This is a genomic window from Aquimarina sp. Aq78 (assembly GCF_900299525.1).
Taxonomy (GTDB): domain Bacteria; phylum Bacteroidota; class Bacteroidia; order Flavobacteriales; family Flavobacteriaceae; genus Aquimarina.
The window spans coordinates 525,362-541,561 of the sequence record NZ_OMKA01000001.1; the positions used below are offsets into that span (position 1 = coordinate 525,362).

General features: G+C 32.8%; 16 protein-coding genes. 7 read left to right on the forward strand and 9 right to left on the reverse strand.

What is annotated here, in order from left to right:
• The first annotated feature begins 32 nt into the window (after positions 1-32).
• Positions 33-1,094 carry an Ig-like domain-containing protein gene (locus DG435_RS02215; protein ID WP_159025459.1) on the forward strand — a complete coding sequence of 354 codons (1,062 nt, stop codon included), beginning with the start codon at positions 33-35 and terminating at the stop codon, positions 1,092-1,094.
• Between the two features lie 5 nt (positions 1,095-1,099).
• Here the strand turns inward: DG435_RS02215 and DG435_RS02220 are convergent, their stop codons facing one another.
• The 3 genes from DG435_RS02220 to DG435_RS25410 are packed head-to-tail and all read right to left on the reverse strand — an operon-like array spanning position 1,100 to position 2,953.
• Complete coding sequence (locus DG435_RS02220) at positions 1,100-1,813, reverse strand: LytTR family DNA-binding domain-containing protein (RefSeq protein WP_106791353.1); 714 nt, start codon at positions 1,811-1,813, stop codon at positions 1,100-1,102.
• The gene (locus DG435_RS02225; RefSeq protein ID WP_106791352.1) at positions 1,814-2,791 is read right to left on the reverse strand and encodes a sensor histidine kinase; all 978 of its coding nucleotides are present in this window, start codon (positions 2,789-2,791) and stop codon (positions 1,814-1,816) included.
• A 9-nt stretch (positions 2,792-2,800) separates the two neighbouring features.
• Positions 2,801-2,953, reverse strand: a complete 153-nt coding sequence (locus DG435_RS25410) for a hypothetical protein (protein WP_159025458.1) — start codon at positions 2,951-2,953, stop codon at positions 2,801-2,803.
• 189 nt (positions 2,954-3,142) lie between these two features.
• Between DG435_RS25410 and DG435_RS02230 the strand changes: the two genes are divergently transcribed.
• Together DG435_RS02230 and DG435_RS02235 are read left to right on the forward strand one after the other, a co-directional pair.
• Positions 3,143-4,003 (forward strand): ABC transporter ATP-binding protein, encoded by an 861-nt coding sequence (locus tag DG435_RS02230; protein ID WP_106791351.1) that lies wholly within the window; start codon positions 3,143-3,145, stop codon positions 4,001-4,003.
• An 11-nt stretch (positions 4,004-4,014) separates the two neighbouring features.
• On the forward strand, positions 4,015-5,565 hold the full coding sequence (locus DG435_RS02235) for a hypothetical protein (RefSeq protein WP_106791350.1): 1,551 nt from the start codon (positions 4,015-4,017) through the stop codon (positions 5,563-5,565).
• A gap of 91 nt (positions 5,566-5,656) precedes the next feature.
• Here DG435_RS02235 and DG435_RS02240 read toward each other — a convergent pair whose 3' ends face one another.
• From DG435_RS02240 to DG435_RS02250, 3 genes are all read right to left on the reverse strand, one after another.
• Positions 5,657-8,890, reverse strand: a complete 3,234-nt coding sequence (locus tag DG435_RS02240) for a M14 family zinc carboxypeptidase (RefSeq protein WP_106791349.1) — start codon at positions 8,888-8,890, stop codon at positions 5,657-5,659.
• Between the two features lie 197 nt (positions 8,891-9,087).
• On the reverse strand, positions 9,088-10,542 hold the full coding sequence (locus tag DG435_RS02245; protein ID WP_106791348.1) for a DUF692 family multinuclear iron-containing protein: 1,455 nt from the start codon (positions 10,540-10,542) through the stop codon (positions 9,088-9,090).
• 8 nt (positions 10,543-10,550) lie between these two features.
• The gene (locus tag DG435_RS02250; protein ID WP_106791347.1) at positions 10,551-10,958 is read right to left on the reverse strand and encodes a hypothetical protein; all 408 of its coding nucleotides are present in this window, start codon (positions 10,956-10,958) and stop codon (positions 10,551-10,553) included.
• A gap of 271 nt (positions 10,959-11,229) precedes the next feature.
• On the opposite strand from DG435_RS02250, the gene DG435_RS02255 reads away from it, so the two are divergent.
• Positions 11,230-12,753 carry an aldehyde dehydrogenase family protein gene (locus DG435_RS02255; protein WP_106791346.1) on the forward strand — a complete coding sequence of 508 codons (1,524 nt, stop codon included), beginning with the start codon at positions 11,230-11,232 and terminating at the stop codon, positions 12,751-12,753.
• A 12-nt stretch (positions 12,754-12,765) separates the two neighbouring features.
• Positions 12,766-13,140 (forward strand): DUF779 domain-containing protein, encoded by a 375-nt coding sequence (locus DG435_RS02260; protein WP_106791345.1) that lies wholly within the window; start codon positions 12,766-12,768, stop codon positions 13,138-13,140.
• A 105-nt stretch (positions 13,141-13,245) separates the two neighbouring features.
• Here DG435_RS02260 and DG435_RS02265 read toward each other — a convergent pair whose 3' ends face one another.
• The 3 genes from DG435_RS02265 to DG435_RS02275 form a co-directional block, all read right to left on the reverse strand.
• A complete protein-coding gene (locus DG435_RS02265; protein ID WP_106791344.1) occupies positions 13,246-13,896 on the reverse strand; it encodes a class I SAM-dependent methyltransferase in 651 nt (216 codons plus the stop codon).
• A gap of 100 nt (positions 13,897-13,996) precedes the next feature.
• Positions 13,997-14,392, reverse strand: a complete 396-nt coding sequence (locus DG435_RS02270; RefSeq protein ID WP_106791343.1) for a cupin domain-containing protein — start codon at positions 14,390-14,392, stop codon at positions 13,997-13,999.
• Positions 14,393-14,416: 24 nt separating this feature from the next.
• Positions 14,417-15,262: a sterol desaturase family protein gene (locus DG435_RS02275; protein ID WP_106791342.1), complete on the reverse strand. Its 846-nt coding sequence runs from the start codon at positions 15,260-15,262 to the stop codon at positions 14,417-14,419.
• Positions 15,263-15,428: 166 nt separating this feature from the next.
• On the opposite strand from DG435_RS02275, the gene DG435_RS02280 reads away from it, so the two are divergent.
• A complete protein-coding gene (locus tag DG435_RS02280; protein WP_106791341.1) occupies positions 15,429-15,854 on the forward strand; it encodes an SRPBCC domain-containing protein in 426 nt (141 codons plus the stop codon).
• On the forward strand, positions 15,844-16,167 hold the full coding sequence (locus DG435_RS02285; protein ID WP_024770101.1) for a helix-turn-helix transcriptional regulator: 324 nt from the start codon (positions 15,844-15,846) through the stop codon (positions 16,165-16,167). Before DG435_RS02280 ends, DG435_RS02285 begins: the two co-directional genes overlap by 11 nt.
• Positions 16,168-16,200 lie beyond the last annotated feature (33 nt).

Sequence of the window (16,200 nt, forward strand, 5' to 3'; positions counted from 1 at the left end):
CTTTAAATAAAGAAGTATCATTTATTAGTAATGTGAAAAACCTTATACTTTTCGTTATAATAGTATTCTTTTCTATTCTGGAGATGTATGCTCAAAAATCTCCAGAATTCACCTTTAATAAAAAGTTTATTACTATAAAAAACGACACGAAAACTTCGGGGAATCTCTATATCTATAGAGGTGAAATTCCTAAAGAAGAGCTTTCTAATGTAAATCCAATATTAGGTAAGTTGATTCAGGAAAAAACGGTACTACGTTTTATTCCGTTAATACCATTTGGATGGAATCAAAAATACACATTAGTATATCGTGATACAGTAGAATATTTCGAACTTGATACTCCAGAAGAATACAAACACCTTTCTGTAAAATCAATTTATCCTTCGGCAAAAATTCTTCCTTCTAATCTCTTAAAATGGTACATTCAATTCTCTCATCCAATCAGTGAAACCTATGTTTATGACCACATACGGTTTATAAATGCTGTGGGAGATACATTATCCAATGCTACTTTATCCTTAGAAAATGCTCTCATTAGTGATAATGGGAAGCTTTTAACCATTTGGGTAGAACCTGGACGTCAAAAACGTGATTTAATACCTAATACGTTATTAGGTCCGGTTTTTGAAAATGAAAAGACATATAAACTTGTTGTTTTAAAAAAATTGAAGGATGCAAATGGTATATCTATGCAGCAAGATTTTATACACTCATTTAGAATCACTATTGCCGATCGTGTAAAACCAGATATAAATTCATGGAAAATACAGTTCCCTATAGTGAATTCTAAATCACGTTTATTGATTTCATGCTATGAGTCTCTAGATTATGGTAGTACACTAAATAGTGTTGCTATTATAAATGCAAAAGAAGAAAAAATTGATGGAAACTGGCAATATACCGATCACGAATCAACTTTATCCTTTACACCATTAAATCCTTGGAAAAAAGGGGATTACAAAATCTTGTTTGACACTTACATTGAAGATTTAGCTGGAAATAATTTAGATAGATTATTTGATAGTGAAATTACTGATGTCAAAAACACTAACCACCTGTCTAAAGAGCATAAACTAAAGTTTAGTATCAAGTAAATAACCTACATCCCGTCTATTTTATCTAAAACCAGTTTTCGATAGGATTTCCCAATAGGTAAAGTAGTAGTATTATTAAGTATTAACTGGTTACCTTCTATTAGTTTTAATTCATTAAAATTAATAACAAATGATTTATGAATTCTTATAAAATCTTCTTTAGGCAATTTATCAAAAAAATCTGATAACGTATTGGGAGTTAAAATCATAGTATCGGTAAAAATCTTAATATAATTACCATAAGCTTCTATGTATTGAATATCTTTAAAAGGGACTTTAATCAATTTCTTATCACTTTTTACAAAAACTGAAGTGGTTATTTCTTCCTTTTCTGAAAGGTGTACTACAGTAGTATCAGTTACATTTTTTTTCTGAATTTTTATAACTGCCTGGATAAAACGTTCTAGTGAAAAAGGTTTTAATAAATAATCAGTTACCGACAATTCAAATCCTTCTATAGCATACTCTGGATATGCGGTTGTAATAATAACATCTGGCCGTTTCTGCATTGTTTTCAATAAACTTAATCCTGATAATTTTGGCATATTTATATCCAAAAAAAGAACATCTACAGATTGATTTTGAAGAATTTTCATAACTTCAAAAGCATCTTTACAAGATGCTAATACTTCTAAATTAGGGATTTGCTCAATATAATTTTCTAATATCTGACGAGCAATCGGCTCATCATCTGCAATAATGCATTTTAAAATCTCCATTTATAGTTTTAAGGTTAATTGAACTTCAAACTCTTCTTCTTTTTTACTGATACTCAGGTTGTGTCTGTCTGGATATATCAGAGTCAACCGTTTTTTTGCATTTTCTAAACCGATACCACTTTTCCCCTTTTCCAGATCAGATTCATCACCTCCTCTATAATCAGCGGTATTTACACAAGTAAACAATAATTCGCCTTCGACTATCTGAATAGTAATCGCTACTCTACTTTCTCCTTTTTTAGATACTCCCAAATGTTTAAATGCATTTTCTACAAACACAATCAAAAGCATTGGAGCTATATCTAAAGTAATCATTTCACCAGAAGTATTTAGCTCTATCTCTGTTTTATCTTCTAAACGTATACGTTCTAAAGACACATAATTTTGTAAGTATTGAATTTCTTTTTGTAAAGGAACTAATTGCTCTTTGGTATCATATAAGCTATATCGTAGTAAATCTGAAAGCTTTAACATTAAATCTGGTAATTTATCAGAATTTACAACAGATAAGCCGTATAAATTATTTAACGTATTAAACAGAAAATGTGGATTCAACTGTGCTTTCAATAGTTTTAGTTCGGCATCTTTTATTTCTTGTCTACGAGTAAAACTATCTTTTGCAATCTTTATCGCTGAACTAAACAATAATGCCAAAACCATTACAGAGAAAAGATTGTATAGCATTGCCCATTCGAATTTTTGAAACTGTTTACTCATAAAAAAAACTGCAATACAACTAAACAAAAAAGCATTTAGGCAGAAAAGTCCAATTCCTAAAAGCTTATTTTTCCTGTTAAATAGCGGTAGTACTTTTAGGTTGTTTATATACACAGGAACAATAAGATATAACGTTACCCATACAGCAGTAAGAAGCCTGTTTTCTGACTGAATTGACATTGTGAGAATTAATGTGGTAAAAAGCCATACTACAATATTCTGCACAAAACGATTATCTATCCATTGATCTAATTTGGACATACTTTTTCTTTAAATGTTCTCAAAAATACTAGAAAATGCTTCTAAAACACAGATATTAATGATCAAAGGAGTTCTTTTGACTGTAAACGTCTTTAATATACTGATGTAGGGAACAAACTCATCTTTAGCACTATTGATCACTAAATCTAGTACATTGATCATTCTTTCTTTTTAGTGTACTGGTTTACCCTCACTTTTGAAGTGTTAATTCAAAAATCAATCAACGTGGAATCAATCGTAAACTTATGCCTTCTTATTGTACTATTTATTATTAGCATGATAAAAACTTTTGTCGTAATCTAAAAAGGTAAATCATAAAAAATATATCAAAACCACTAAAACAATAATCAAATGAAACTAGATATACAAAATGTATCCAAAAAATACAACAGCAATAAATATGGTCTAAAAGAATATACCTTAAATATCGAGAATGGTATTTTGGGATTACTTGGTCCTAATGGTGCAGGAAAATCTACACTATTAAAAATGATCGCTACAATTAGTAAACCGTCAAATGGAAGTATTTTATTAAACAAAAACAATGTTGTAAAAGATCCAAATTATATGCGGAAACAACTAGGATATCTACCACAAGATTTTGGAGTATATCCTAACTTGAATGCTTACGAATTTTTAGAATACATGGCTGCGCTAAAAGGTATCGGAGGAACACAATTAAAACAAAGAATTGCATTTCTCCTTGAAGGATTAAACTTAACCGAAGTAGCCAAAAAACCTATAGGAAACTATTCTGGAGGAATGAAACAACGTATTGGGATCGCTCAGGCATTACTTAATCACCCAAAAATTTTATTATTTGATGAACCAACTGTTGGTTTGGATCCTGAAGAACGTGTACGTTTTAGAAATCTAATTTCAGAATTAGCAAATGATTGTATTGTTATTTTGTCTTCACATATCGTTTCTGATATTGATACGATAGCAGATCAGGTAGCTATAATGAAAGAAGGTCAACTATTATGCCAGGGAAATCAGAAAACTATTATCGATACAGTAAAAAACAAAGTGTTTGAAATGACTATGAATAAAGAAGATGTGCCCAATTTTATAAACCATCATATTACTCTTAATACCATTCGGAAAAAAGAGGCCGTTACTGTACGATATATCTCTGAAGCACATATAGAATCAGCAATACCATGTAAAGCAACCTTAGAGGATGCTTATCTGTATACTACTAAAAAATAATACAACAACTTATGAAAAATTTTATAACTATAATAAAATCGGATTATTTACAACGTACTCGTAGCTATGCTTTTTTGATCACCTTATGTATTAGTCTTGCTGTGGCATATTCATTTATCCCTGCCCCTGGTGCAAGTTATTCTACCATTCGGATCGGAGATTATCTAGGTTTTTATAATTCCTCGTGGATAGGTTATGTAACAGCACTTATGACTAGTATTTTTCTTTCTTTAGTTGGTTTTTATCTAGTTAATGGTACGATCAAAAATGATATAAGCAGTAAAATAGGTCAAATCATAGCCACGACAAGGGTTTCAAATTTTGGATATCTCATATCAAAAACGATTAGTAACTTTTTGTTATTGTGTACCATAGCATTTATCGTTTTTATAATGAGCATCATACTATTCTTCTTATATAATGACGGGTTTTCTTTTGAAATACTTCAATTTATTATCCCATACAGTGTCATTGCTATTCCTTCTTTGTTTTTCATTTCGGTACTAGCGGTATTGTTTGAAGTCTTTTTGGGTCAAAAATCTATACTTCAGAATATTCTTTTTTTCTTTCTTTTCTCGATAATGGCTTTATATAAACCTGGTGATACGTCAAAGAATTTTTATCTAGATGCATTTGGCACTAAGATTATTACATTTCAAATGGAAGAAACAGTAAGAAATATAGTGGGGCATAAAGATTTAGGTGGAATAAACATTGGGTTTGTATTAGGAAATGTATCTGAAGCTAATTATTTTGTTTTTGATGGAGTAGATTTTCCTATAGGCTATATTTTAAGTCGTTTGGGATGGATTATCTTTGGAATTCTTTTACTAGGTCTTGCTTCCCTGTTTTTTCATAGGTTTAGGGTTAAAGAACGTTTTCAATTAAAAAATAAGAAAACACTCTTAAAAACTAAAAATGATAATGATATCGATATTTCTAAACTTCCAAAAGTCTCTCTCTCATTCAAAATATTACCTCTTATAAAAACTGAATTTATATTACTCATACGAAGTGGGCATAAATGGTTATGGATACTAAATATTGCAGGTATGTTGGCGTTATGTTTTGCTCCTCTATCTATTGCTCATCAAATGATATTGCCTATAGTATGGTTCTTACAAGTAGGCAGATGGTCTTCATTAGTGACCAAAGAGAGAATATTTAGCACACATTTCTTCACTTTTGCCTCGTATCAACCACTCAAAAGACTCTTGTTATCTCAAGTACTATCCGGAATTCTATTGGCTCTTTTGCTTGCTTTACCATTAGTATTAAGATATATGATACAGCTTGATTTCATGCATGTTATTTCGATTATACTTGGCGGTTTTTTTATTGTTTCACTTGCTGTTCTAACTGGGATTTTGACTAAAGGAAAGAAATTATTCGAAATCTTATTCTTCATGATCACCTATGCCAATATTAATGCAGTACCATTTACCGATTATTTTGGCGGATTACACCATCAATATAGCTACCTCATCAGTACTGCTATTTTGGTAATACTATCACTAACCATTAGCTATAGTATTAGAAATATAGAATTAAAAAGAATATAAATTCAATCAGTACTTCAATCTAAAAACCGAACAGGTTAATCAAAAAAGCTTCCGGAAGATAAATTTTCCGGAAGCTTTTATTATATATAAATTACTTAGTTATAATAAACTTTTTGGTAATAGTTTTATTGCCTGTATTAACCTCTAAAAAATACATCCCATTAGATAAACGTGCTACGTTGATTTTATCTTCTGATAATTGGTTTTGCATTACCGTTTGCCCCATATAATTGACAATTCTATAGGATACATTTTTTTGATTCATATTTTTTATAAATAACACTCCGTCTTTTATTGGATTTGGATACAGTACCAAATCATTTACCAAAGAAGGTTCATTTCTTTTAGAAAGTAAAGCTGTGCTAATATTTACAGTATAATCTTCTACTTCTCCGTAGGTAAAAGTATCACATGGTCCAGATGCTGTACTGTATTTCATAGACACACGCATTCTTGTATTACCTGCTACAGCTGTAGTAGGGACATCAAAATTAAAGGATTGATTAGCACTACTATTGGATAAGTTTGATACAATCTGCTCAGCACTATCAAAGGTACCATTCTGATTATAATCAATCCAAATACTCCAATATTCTCTGTATGCTGTATTTGCAAAACCAGCACTTACTACAATTGTATTTGTTCCTGTTCCGATATTCGCAATTAAATTGGTAAAATCTCCATACCCAGCATTTGCAGCTGTCGTATTTGCAATACCACCTAACCCCACATAATCGATATATTCATAACTTACATTACTCCCTTTAGAATCACAATATGTAGTTGAAGTATCCGACGTTGTTTCACTAGCTGTATTACTAGATGAAGAAGTATTTCCTGCGGCATCTTTAGCTTTTACAGAAAATGTATAGGTAGTATTAGGAGTCAATCCAGTAACGGTATAACTAGTACTTGTTGCTGTAGTAACCAAAGTAGCTCCTTGATATATTTCATATCCCGACACTCCTATATTATCTGTCGAGGCATTCCAGGATAACCCAATAGTGCTCGAAGTAACCGATGATGTTGTAAGTCCAGTTGGTACAGAAGGCGCTTCTGTATCAGGAGCAGAAGATTTTATGCTAATATTATCTATTGCCATATCACTTCTAAAACTTGTTCCTGTAGTGCCTTTAAATTGTAGTTTTATAACCGATCCCGCATATGCAGTAAGATCAATTGTAGCTTGGTTCCAGCTATTTCCAAGATCTCCACTTTTTGTCCATAATGATGTAAAATTAGCTCCGTCATTTGTACTGACTAAAACTTCCATAGCTCCCATATTGGATCCATACATATGATATCCAAATTCTAAAGAAATACCAGAAAGAGTTGCTAAATCAATACAAGGGCTATTAAGAAGTGCTGTTTTATTTGGACTTCCTGGTGGTGTAACATTTGTAGATGCCTCGGTATATAAGTAAAAAGTCCCATCTTGAGCCGATGAAGGTCCTGTTGAAGATGAAGAAGTTCCTCCAGAATCTCGTGTCCAATTAATATCATCTCCGGTAGCATTAATCCAAAGCCCTAAACCAGTCTCAAAGCTTTCTGTATAAGGAAAACTATTTATCCCTGTACAAGCTTGAGTATCTGTAGTTGTAAAGTTTATTAAAGTACCATAAGGAGAACTTGCTCCTCCTGCACAATTACTTCTTACCTGAGCTTCATATTGAGTTGTAGCGGTTAGCCCGGTTATGTTAATCGTATTTGTATTTGAAGCTAAGGTTGTCCAATTCGAACTTCCTGTCACACGATATCTTACATCATATGTAGCTCCAGAATTAGCATTCCAGCTCAATGTTGCCGTTGTAGGCTGTATATTTGATGCTGTTAATCCTGTTGGCGCTACTCCTCCTATAGGAGTTAATTGAACATTTTTAACCACTGCAGCATAGTCTGCTACCGTTACCCCGGTTAAAGTAAGTGATTCATAACATTCTGCTTCATATAAAATATTGTAAGTTCCTGCTTTTATTGGTCTGTAATAATCTCCTTCTGGTAATTCTGTGGGTGTCCAGGAGTCATAACTCTCACGACCTACAACGGTTACTTTAGCTTGTATCGGTTGGTTGGTTGCTGCATCAGTTACTACTCCGCGGATACCATAATTTATTTGTTTCAAAAATGCCAGAAGGGCTTCTCTATTATAGTTCCAATAATTTACTAATTGATTAGCAGCGGGTGTTTTATTATTAGAGAGTTCAACGGTTACTTCTCTTCCTTTTTGATTGTATATCTGGTAATCTTGTCTCCCTCCTTGTACCTCATACCAGGCATACCCGTTTGTAATACCATTATTTTGTCCGGTAAAATATCCTGAAGGACTATTGGCCTGACAGTGATCTCTGTATTCTTTAGATACATAAATAAAGTAATCCTCATCGGGATGTGCTCCTGCATATGTATCCCATGGGTAATTGATTAATTCTATTCCTCCATGAAAATTAGCAGACAATACAAAATGTTTAGTATCAGCAAAATTCATAAAAGCGACGGTCTCTGTTTGATAAGTATTTCCATCAGGGTGAGCCCCATCATCAGGATCGGGATAATTTCTGTTTAAATCTACATTATTAGCATTTCCTCGGGTAGCATTAGCAACAGATGTGTTATTAGCACTATTGCGATATGTACCATCAGGATTTGCCAGTGGATTAATCCAAACCTCATTATTATCCAAAAGATTTTTAATCTCGGCATGTTTTGGATGACTTGTATTACTATAAGCTCCTAGTAAATAGTCAATAAGATTAAGCATCATAGGATATCCTGCGATCTCATCACCATGCATAGAAGAAGTATACATTACTCGAGGTTCTTGCTCGTTTTGGTTTACATTATCTGATAATTTCACAAACAGTAATGATTTATCTCCTTCACCCGTAGCTCCGATATTTTCTACCTTACATAAAGACGGATTATTAGTAGCAAAATCATTCATCATTGTTACATAATCAGCATATGTTGGATATGCAGTAAGTGGAAATGTAGCAGCTTTTATAGCTAAATCAGAAGTCATAGTTCTATATCCAATGATATTATCTTCTGAAGTGAGAGTAAAAGGAACATTCTTTTGTAAGAAAGAAGAAAACTGGCTTTTATTCGCCATTACTTTAACACTATTGGTATTTTCATCAAAATGAACAATAGCTAATTCTTTGGTAATAGTACTTAATTCTGCTTTGTTGTTGATTGTGAAGCTAAAAATTACTTCACCTTTTAGGTTCAGGTATTCATTGGCGAGCTCTTTATTACTTTTTTGCGCAAAAAGAGAAATGCTCATGGTGCAATACACCAACAGCATTAACATGATGTTGTTTTTCATTGGTTTTAAGAGTAGTTTAAATTGAGTTAATATTTAGGTTTTAATGATATTGTGTAATAAATATCAAACCTAAAGGTACTAAATTCGTAAGAATTAATTAGAAACGTTTTTTCTTTGTTTTTAGAGAGAGCTTCACCTAATCTTTTATTATAGAAAATGTTACGAAAAAGCAACACAAAATAATTACTACAAAAGTACTATATAACCATCCAGTTCGTTGTTGAAGCCTCGGGAGTAATTTCGACTTCATAATCTCCCAAATCTCCTATTTTTTCTGGTAGTTTTCCTTGAGAAAGGGCGTTAAACATTGGTGTAGGATCAGCATCAAAAGTAACTACTCTAAGAGTTTCATCCATTAGAGTATCGAGTACAGCAACTTCATAATTAAGTAATTTATCTAACCAAGGAAGTTTATAGTCCTTATGTATTAGATAAGTTGCAAAATTTTTAGCTTCTTTATAACTTAGTTGTTCTGGTGGATAATGTTTCCAAAAATCATTAAGAATGACAGCAAATACTTCCATCCCTAATACCAACATCATATATCGTGTTGTGAGTTTAAATATTCGAGCTACCATAGAAGCTCTAAATTCTTTTATTAGCTTTTGATATATTTTAATTCTTTCTTCATTCTTCAATATATCATGTTCGTCTACTCGGCCAATAACATGATTACCTAATATATTTTCCCATGCTATGGGGTCAAACTCCTGGTTAAGTTTTTGAATATTGCATACCGTTTTTGGGAGTTTTTCTTCCTTAGGAATGCGATATTGCTCTTTTCTATTTTCCCAAAGTTCTCTTACTTTTTCCATTTCAGAAATAATAAGAGCATCACCAACTACAGGAATATAAGAATCGAATATTTCATAAGTAACAGCTTTCAAATTAGTAAGATCTGGTAAAATTTCTTTTGTTATAGCAAGTAACCTTTTATCTATAGGTCCAGAATGAGAATCCATCCATAAATTATTCAATTCTGTTCCTCCTGCGATATGCATTTCTACCACATGTACTAACGGTATTTCTTTTAAGAAATCTGTAATGCTTTGACGACCATTTAATTGATTAGCAAAAATATTATGGATATCTAGTAATATTCCACAACCCGTTTCCTTACATAATTCTGCCACAAAACTTCCATCGTTCATCTCATGACTATTGGGTTTTAGATAATTCACTCCAGTCTCAATAGCAATAGGTTTTCCTATTTTATCTTGAAGATACTTTATATTTCGTATGGCTAACTCCAATCCTTTTTTTGTCTGGCAAGGCGGAAGAAAGAAACCAGTATTAAATTCGGTAGTGGCATTAAAACTAAGGTGCTCTGTTACCCAGGGACTATCAAAAAGAGTCGTAGTATACTTAATTAATTCTAACTGATCATTTTTTGGTAGTAAACTCCCTCCTACAGGTGCTCCTATACTATGCACCAATTTATGATATGGTAATTTATTTATTTCTTCAAAAACTTCTGTTGGCACCTTCAAATTGTCATTTTCATCTCTGATGCATAATGTTTGAGGTTCTACTTCGAACGTATCAATTAACCCATTAGGAAAATTGATATTGGCCACTGTAGGCGAGTAAATAATGCCTACCCCTAATTGCGGTAGGCATTCTAACTCTAGCGTTTTTTCAATTACACCCATGATTTGTTTTAAAAATTAAAATCAAACTGGTTTTGGAAAAATATGTCATTCCCCGAACAGCATGCCAGGCATCCTATTTCTTCAAAAATGCTTTTTATAGCATTATCAATCTTACCAATATCATAAGATACAGCAGGAGATACACCAACATTTAGAGTCTTTGTTGCTATTAGTTTACTAGGTTGTGGTGAAGGATCTCTAAAAGCCAGTGATCGTGAAACTACATTTTCTCTCGGGTCTAAAACATAATCTCTAATCGTTTGAAAATAGCAGTCTACACCAGAGAAACATTTTGGACATCCCAATTCATCTAATAGCTCATAAATACTATTTTGAAAAGCTTTTGCATCATATGCTACTTTTGCAGGGATCGATAATCTTACTGCCCCTCTTCCCATTTTTTGATTAATTTTCATCTTATTTTGTGTTTTAATTATTAATTACATAAAAATACTCACTCAAGCATTTGTAAAACAGAGTTTTACCACTATAAAACACAAGGTAAACACCCCCTAAATATATGGGTGTTATACTCCTCAAAAATCTAAGTAATAATTAACAATGTTCACTAAAAAAATATGATCAAAATGCCGTATATTTAAGGATAGATCCCTTCTTGTCAATACATTACACATGTAGACAATAAAACACACATTTTATTACTTAAAAACCTTTAAATCTAAAATTATGAGTATCTCACAAGCATCTCCTAAAAGTAAAATGGAAAGACCAAGCTTTAAGGACCAATATGATAATTATATTGGAGGAAAATGGACCTCACCTGTAAAAGGCCTGTATTTTGAAAACATCTCTCCGGTTGATGGAGTTAGTTTTACCAAAGTAGCTCGTTCTACAAGTGAGGATATAGAACTTGCAATTGACGCTGCATGGGCAGCTGCACCAGAGTGGAACAATTCTTCTGCCACATATCGTAGTAACTGTTTATTGAAAATCGCAACAGTACTAGAAGAAAACCTCGAAGTATTAGCACGAGCGGAAACCTGGGATAATGGAAAAGCATTACGCGAAACTCTTGCTGCAGATCTCCCTCTGGCGATTGATCATTTTAGATACTTTGCTGGCGTAATTCGTGCAGAAGAAGGATCTGTTAGTGAACTAGACGCCAATACAGTATCTCTAAATATACTAGAACCTCTGGGGGTTGTTGGGCAAATTATCCCATGGAATTTTCCATTATTAATGGCTACCTGGAAAATTGCCCCGGCACTGGCTGCGGGAAACTGTGTTGTTTTAAAACCAGCAGAACAAACCCCTGTAGGGATTATGATTTTAATGGAACTTATCGAAGGTATACTTCCTGCTGGCGTTCTAAATGTAGTAAATGGTTTTGGAGTTGAAGCAGGTAAACCATTAGCATCAAGCCCACGTATTAATAAAGTAGCTTTTACCGGAGAAACTACTACAGGACAACTCATCATGCAATACGCTTCAAAAAATATAACTCCGGTAACTCTGGAACTTGGAGGAAAATCGCCAAATATCTTTTTTGAAAGCATTATGGAAGCCGATGATGAGTTTTTTGATAAGTCTTTAGAAGGAGCAGTAATGTTCGCACTCAATCAGGGAGAGGTATGTACTTGCCCATCTAGAATTCTGATTCAGGAAAGCATTTATGATCAATTTATTGAACGTGTTATCGAGCGCACAGAGGCTATTAAATTAGGACATCCTTTAGATCCCGAAACTATGATGGGTGCTCAAGCTTCTAATGATCAGTATGAAAAAATCTTAAATTATCTTTCTATAGGAAAAGAAGAAGGGTGCGAAGTATTAACAGGAGGAGAATCTGCATATATCGAAGGCCTCGAAAATGGGTATTATATAAAACCAACACTTCTAAAAGGAAATAACAAAATGCGTGTATTTCAGGAAGAAATCTTTGGTCCTGTAGCATGCGTTACTACTTTCAAAGACCAGTCAGAAGCTATTGAGATAGCAAACGATACCCTTTATGGCTTAGGTGCCGGAGTATGGACTCGTGATACTCACCAGGCTTATCAGGTTTCAAGAGCGGTACAGGCAGGTCGTGTTTGGGTAAATTGCTATCATACCTACCCTGCACATGCTCCTTTTGGAGGGTATAAAAAATCTGGTATTGGTAGAGAAACGCATAAAATGATGCTTAATCACTATCGCCAGACTAAAAATATGCTCATATCATATGATAAAAAAGCAATGGGTTTTTTCTAAAAAATAAATAAAATGATATCACGTATTAAGATAACCGATGCAGCAAAAACTGTAATCGATACCCTTACTGCAAAACACGGGGAGTTGATGTTTCATCAAAGCGGAGGATGCTGCGATGGCTCCTCCCCGATGTGTTTTCCAAAAGGAGAATTAATGATTAACGAAACAGACATCTGGCTGGGTAATATCCATGGGTGTAACTTTTATATGTCTGGGGACCAATTTGAATATTGGAAACATACACAATTAACCATAGATGTTGTACAAGGCAGAGGGTCTAGTTTTTCACTTGAAATCCCTATGGGAATTCGTTTTGTAATCAAATCACGAATATATACCGAACAAGAAATGGGAGAATTAAGTTCTATTCATATTGGTGAAGTATGAATTTACAACTGATAGAAAGATTACAAGCATTATAAATCCATAATGAATGTTTTAGATAAATATGAACGTCTCCTAGCACAAGGATCAAAAACATAACTGATAAAATTAGCTATTTTTGGTTCCTACCAGAATCCAAATCGTTTTATCAGTTTCATTCTTCCATTTTCCAAAATCCTTAATTTCTTTAGAGATCGAAAATCCCGCTTTTTGTAATTCTTTCTTTACATATTTTAAAGACAATGTATGCGCTTCGGTTTGCTCTGCTCTTGATGTATTAAGCATATGTTTTTTAAATTTCTCAATGATTACAACCCTTCCTCCTGGTTTAAGAGCGTTTTTTATATGATCAAGAATTTTCATATAATCATTCATTTCATGATATGTATCCATTACTACAACTACATCAAGTATTTCATTTGGTAATTTAGGATTATCATAGTCTCCAACTATAGTTTTTATATTTTGAAGCTTACGATCTTTAATATATTCATCTAATTTCTCAAGTCTATCTTCTCTTACATCTACAGCATACACTTTTCCTGATTCTCCAACTTTTTGAGCCAGATGCATAGTAAGATACCCCTCATGACAACCAACATCAGCAACTGCATTACCTTTCTCTATTTCTGCAAGTTTAAAGATTTTAGGTACATTCATCCATGTATCTCTTTCCTCCCAATCCGTTTTTTTATATTGGGCATAACCGATCTCTACAATCAAAACTAATAAAACCAAAAACTGACCTCGTTGTCGCATATCAAATATTTTTTACAACTGCTTTAGTTTTCAAAATACTTTTTAATTGAATACAGTAGGGTTATTTTATGAAAATTTTGTGTTTTAACCGTACTTAGCATTACTCTATAAACACTCGATCTTCTCCTTTAAATTCGGGAGTTTGAATAGAAATTACTTTCAACGGAATTTTTGATAAGACTTTTACTGCATGTATAGTTTGTTCTGGTATAGTAACCCAGTCTCCTTTTTGTACTATAATTTCTTTATCATTTAATTGAACACTGGCTTTACCCTCCAACACTAATACCTGTTCGGTGTGTTTTATATGCTTATGCGGTTTTACATCTTTTTTAATCCATATTACAAAAGTTGAAGTATGTGTATCGGTATATACTTTCTTAACTAATATATTGTCATAGTCCTGATCAGGTTTAAAATCCGGAATAGTACTTTTAGTTTGTGCCCAAAGCCCAGTTGAAACGATAACATAACAAATAAAGGATATAATTTTCATGAGTTTATATTTTAGCAAATTAAACTAAGATTTTTCGGATTCAAACTTTGCTCCTGTTGGTGCACGATATCCTGAAAAAGGAAGCTTTAATAATTTACTCACATTTGCATTTGAATCTACATCTGGATATGTATCAACTCCATATATCAAATCTTTATTTTCTATCTTGGAAAAAGTACCAAAAATCCTATCCCAGATAGAAAAAATATTACCATAATTTGTATCTGTATATGGCAACACATAATGGTGATGTACTTTATGCATATCTGGAGAAACTATAATCCAACTTATCATATCATCTACTCTTTTTGGTAAAGAGATGTTGGCATGATTAAATTGAGATAATACCACAGATAGAGATTGATACAACATGATTATACCTATAGGTGCTCCTACAATAAATACAGCAAGAGTCGTAAACAAAAATCGGATAATACTCTCTCCTGGATGATGTCTATTTGCTGTTGTGGTATCTACGTGATTATCGGTATGATGAATAAGATGAAACATCCATAATGGTTTTATGATATGTTGAACATAATGTGCCAACCATGCTCCTATAAGGTCCAGTAATGCAATACCAAGTATTATTGTAGCCCATAGAGGTAATGCCAACCATTGCAATACGCCAAATTGATTAACTACCGTCCAATCACTAGTTTTTAGCAAAATAAATGCTAATACAAAATTAATAACTATCGTTGTTAGCGTAAAAAATATGTTGGGCCATGCATGCCTAAACTTTTTATAATCAAATTTAAACAAGGGCACCGCATATTCTATAAGCCAGAAAAAAGTAATCCCTCCTACCAAAATTAGACTACGATGAGATGATGGTATCGTTTCAAAATAATTAATTATACTTTCCATACACACAAAATATTCTATTTTTAATAATTAGACAATTGTTTTTCTATAAATGTGAGTGATACAACAGAGGATTTTACTTTTAAGCAACCAAAAAGTTGCGTATTAAATATATATACGTATATTTGCAACCATATAGTTGCGTATTAATAATAAAAACATAATAAATATGAAAGATGTAATAATCAAAGAGAAGATACTTAATCACCCAATTGATAAAGTATGGAACGCGATAACAGATTCTAAGGAGATTTCTACCTGGTTTTTGGATGCTGATTTTAAAGCCGAAAAAGGGTATCAATACATATTTAATTCTTCTGGAGAAAACTGCTCTCCTATAAAAGGTGAAGTAAAACAAGCAAATCCGTATACTTTAGTATATTCGTGGATTGTAACAGAAACTCCAATAGAAACAACTGTTAAATGGGTATTAGAAGAAACCGAAGAAGGAACTAAATTATATCTAGAACACTCTGGTATTTCTAGTTACAAAGGAAAAACTGCTGTTGAAATGTTTAATAGTTTTAATGGCGGATGGGATAATTGTATTTCGGGATTAACCGATTACCTTAAACAAATGGTTCATGCAGGATAGAATCACCACAATATTAAAAGCTGTTGCAGATCCCACAAGGCGTGAAATTTTTCACGCTTTGGTGGTAGCAACTACTGCCCTACCTATAACTCAGATATCAAATCAATTTGATATTAGCCGTCAGGGCATTACTAAACATCTAAAAACTCTAGAGGGAGCTGGTTTGATCCATATAGATACCAAAGGAAGGGAGCGTTTTTGCCATGCCAATGCTAATCCATTAAAAGAAGTAAATCAATGGTTAAAGTTTTACGAACAATTCTGGGATGGAGCTCTAGGTGATTTAAGTGATTATTTAGATAATATGTCTTAATATTTTACTGTAATTAAATACTTGAGTCTTTTT

Coding starts and splice junctions, on each gene's coding strand:
- DG435_RS02220 (WP_106791353.1), bottom strand. CDS start 1,813: ATGGAGATTTTAAAATGCATTATTGCAGATGATGAGCCGATTGCTCGT.
- DG435_RS02225 (WP_106791352.1), bottom strand. CDS start 2,791: ATGTCCAAATTAGATCAATGGATAGATAATCGTTTTGTGCAGAATATT.
- DG435_RS25410 (WP_159025458.1), bottom strand. CDS start 2,953: ATGATCAATGTACTAGATTTAGTGATCAATAGTGCTAAAGATGAGTTT.
- DG435_RS02230 (WP_106791351.1), top strand. CDS start 3,143: ATGAAACTAGATATACAAAATGTATCCAAAAAATACAACAGCAATAAA.
- DG435_RS02235 (WP_106791350.1), top strand. CDS start 4,015: ATGAAAAATTTTATAACTATAATAAAATCGGATTATTTACAACGTACT.
- DG435_RS02240 (WP_106791349.1), bottom strand. CDS start 8,890: ATGAAAAACAACATCATGTTAATGCTGTTGGTGTATTGCACCATGAGC.
- DG435_RS02245 (WP_106791348.1), bottom strand. CDS start 10,542: ATGGGTGTAATTGAAAAAACGCTAGAGTTAGAATGCCTACCGCAATTA.
- DG435_RS02250 (WP_106791347.1), bottom strand. CDS start 10,958: ATGAAAATTAATCAAAAAATGGGAAGAGGGGCAGTAAGATTATCGATC.
- DG435_RS02255 (WP_106791346.1), top strand. CDS start 11,230: ATGAGTATCTCACAAGCATCTCCTAAAAGTAAAATGGAAAGACCAAGC.
- DG435_RS02260 (WP_106791345.1), top strand. CDS start 12,766: ATGATATCACGTATTAAGATAACCGATGCAGCAAAAACTGTAATCGAT.
- DG435_RS02265 (WP_106791344.1), bottom strand. CDS start 13,896: ATGCGACAACGAGGTCAGTTTTTGGTTTTATTAGTTTTGATTGTAGAG.
- DG435_RS02270 (WP_106791343.1), bottom strand. CDS start 14,392: ATGAAAATTATATCCTTTATTTGTTATGTTATCGTTTCAACTGGGCTT.
- DG435_RS02275 (WP_106791342.1), bottom strand. CDS start 15,262: ATGGAAAGTATAATTAATTATTTTGAAACGATACCATCATCTCATCGT.
- DG435_RS02280 (WP_106791341.1), top strand. CDS start 15,429: ATGAAAGATGTAATAATCAAAGAGAAGATACTTAATCACCCAATTGAT.
- DG435_RS02285 (WP_024770101.1), top strand. CDS start 15,844: ATGCAGGATAGAATCACCACAATATTAAAAGCTGTTGCAGATCCCACA.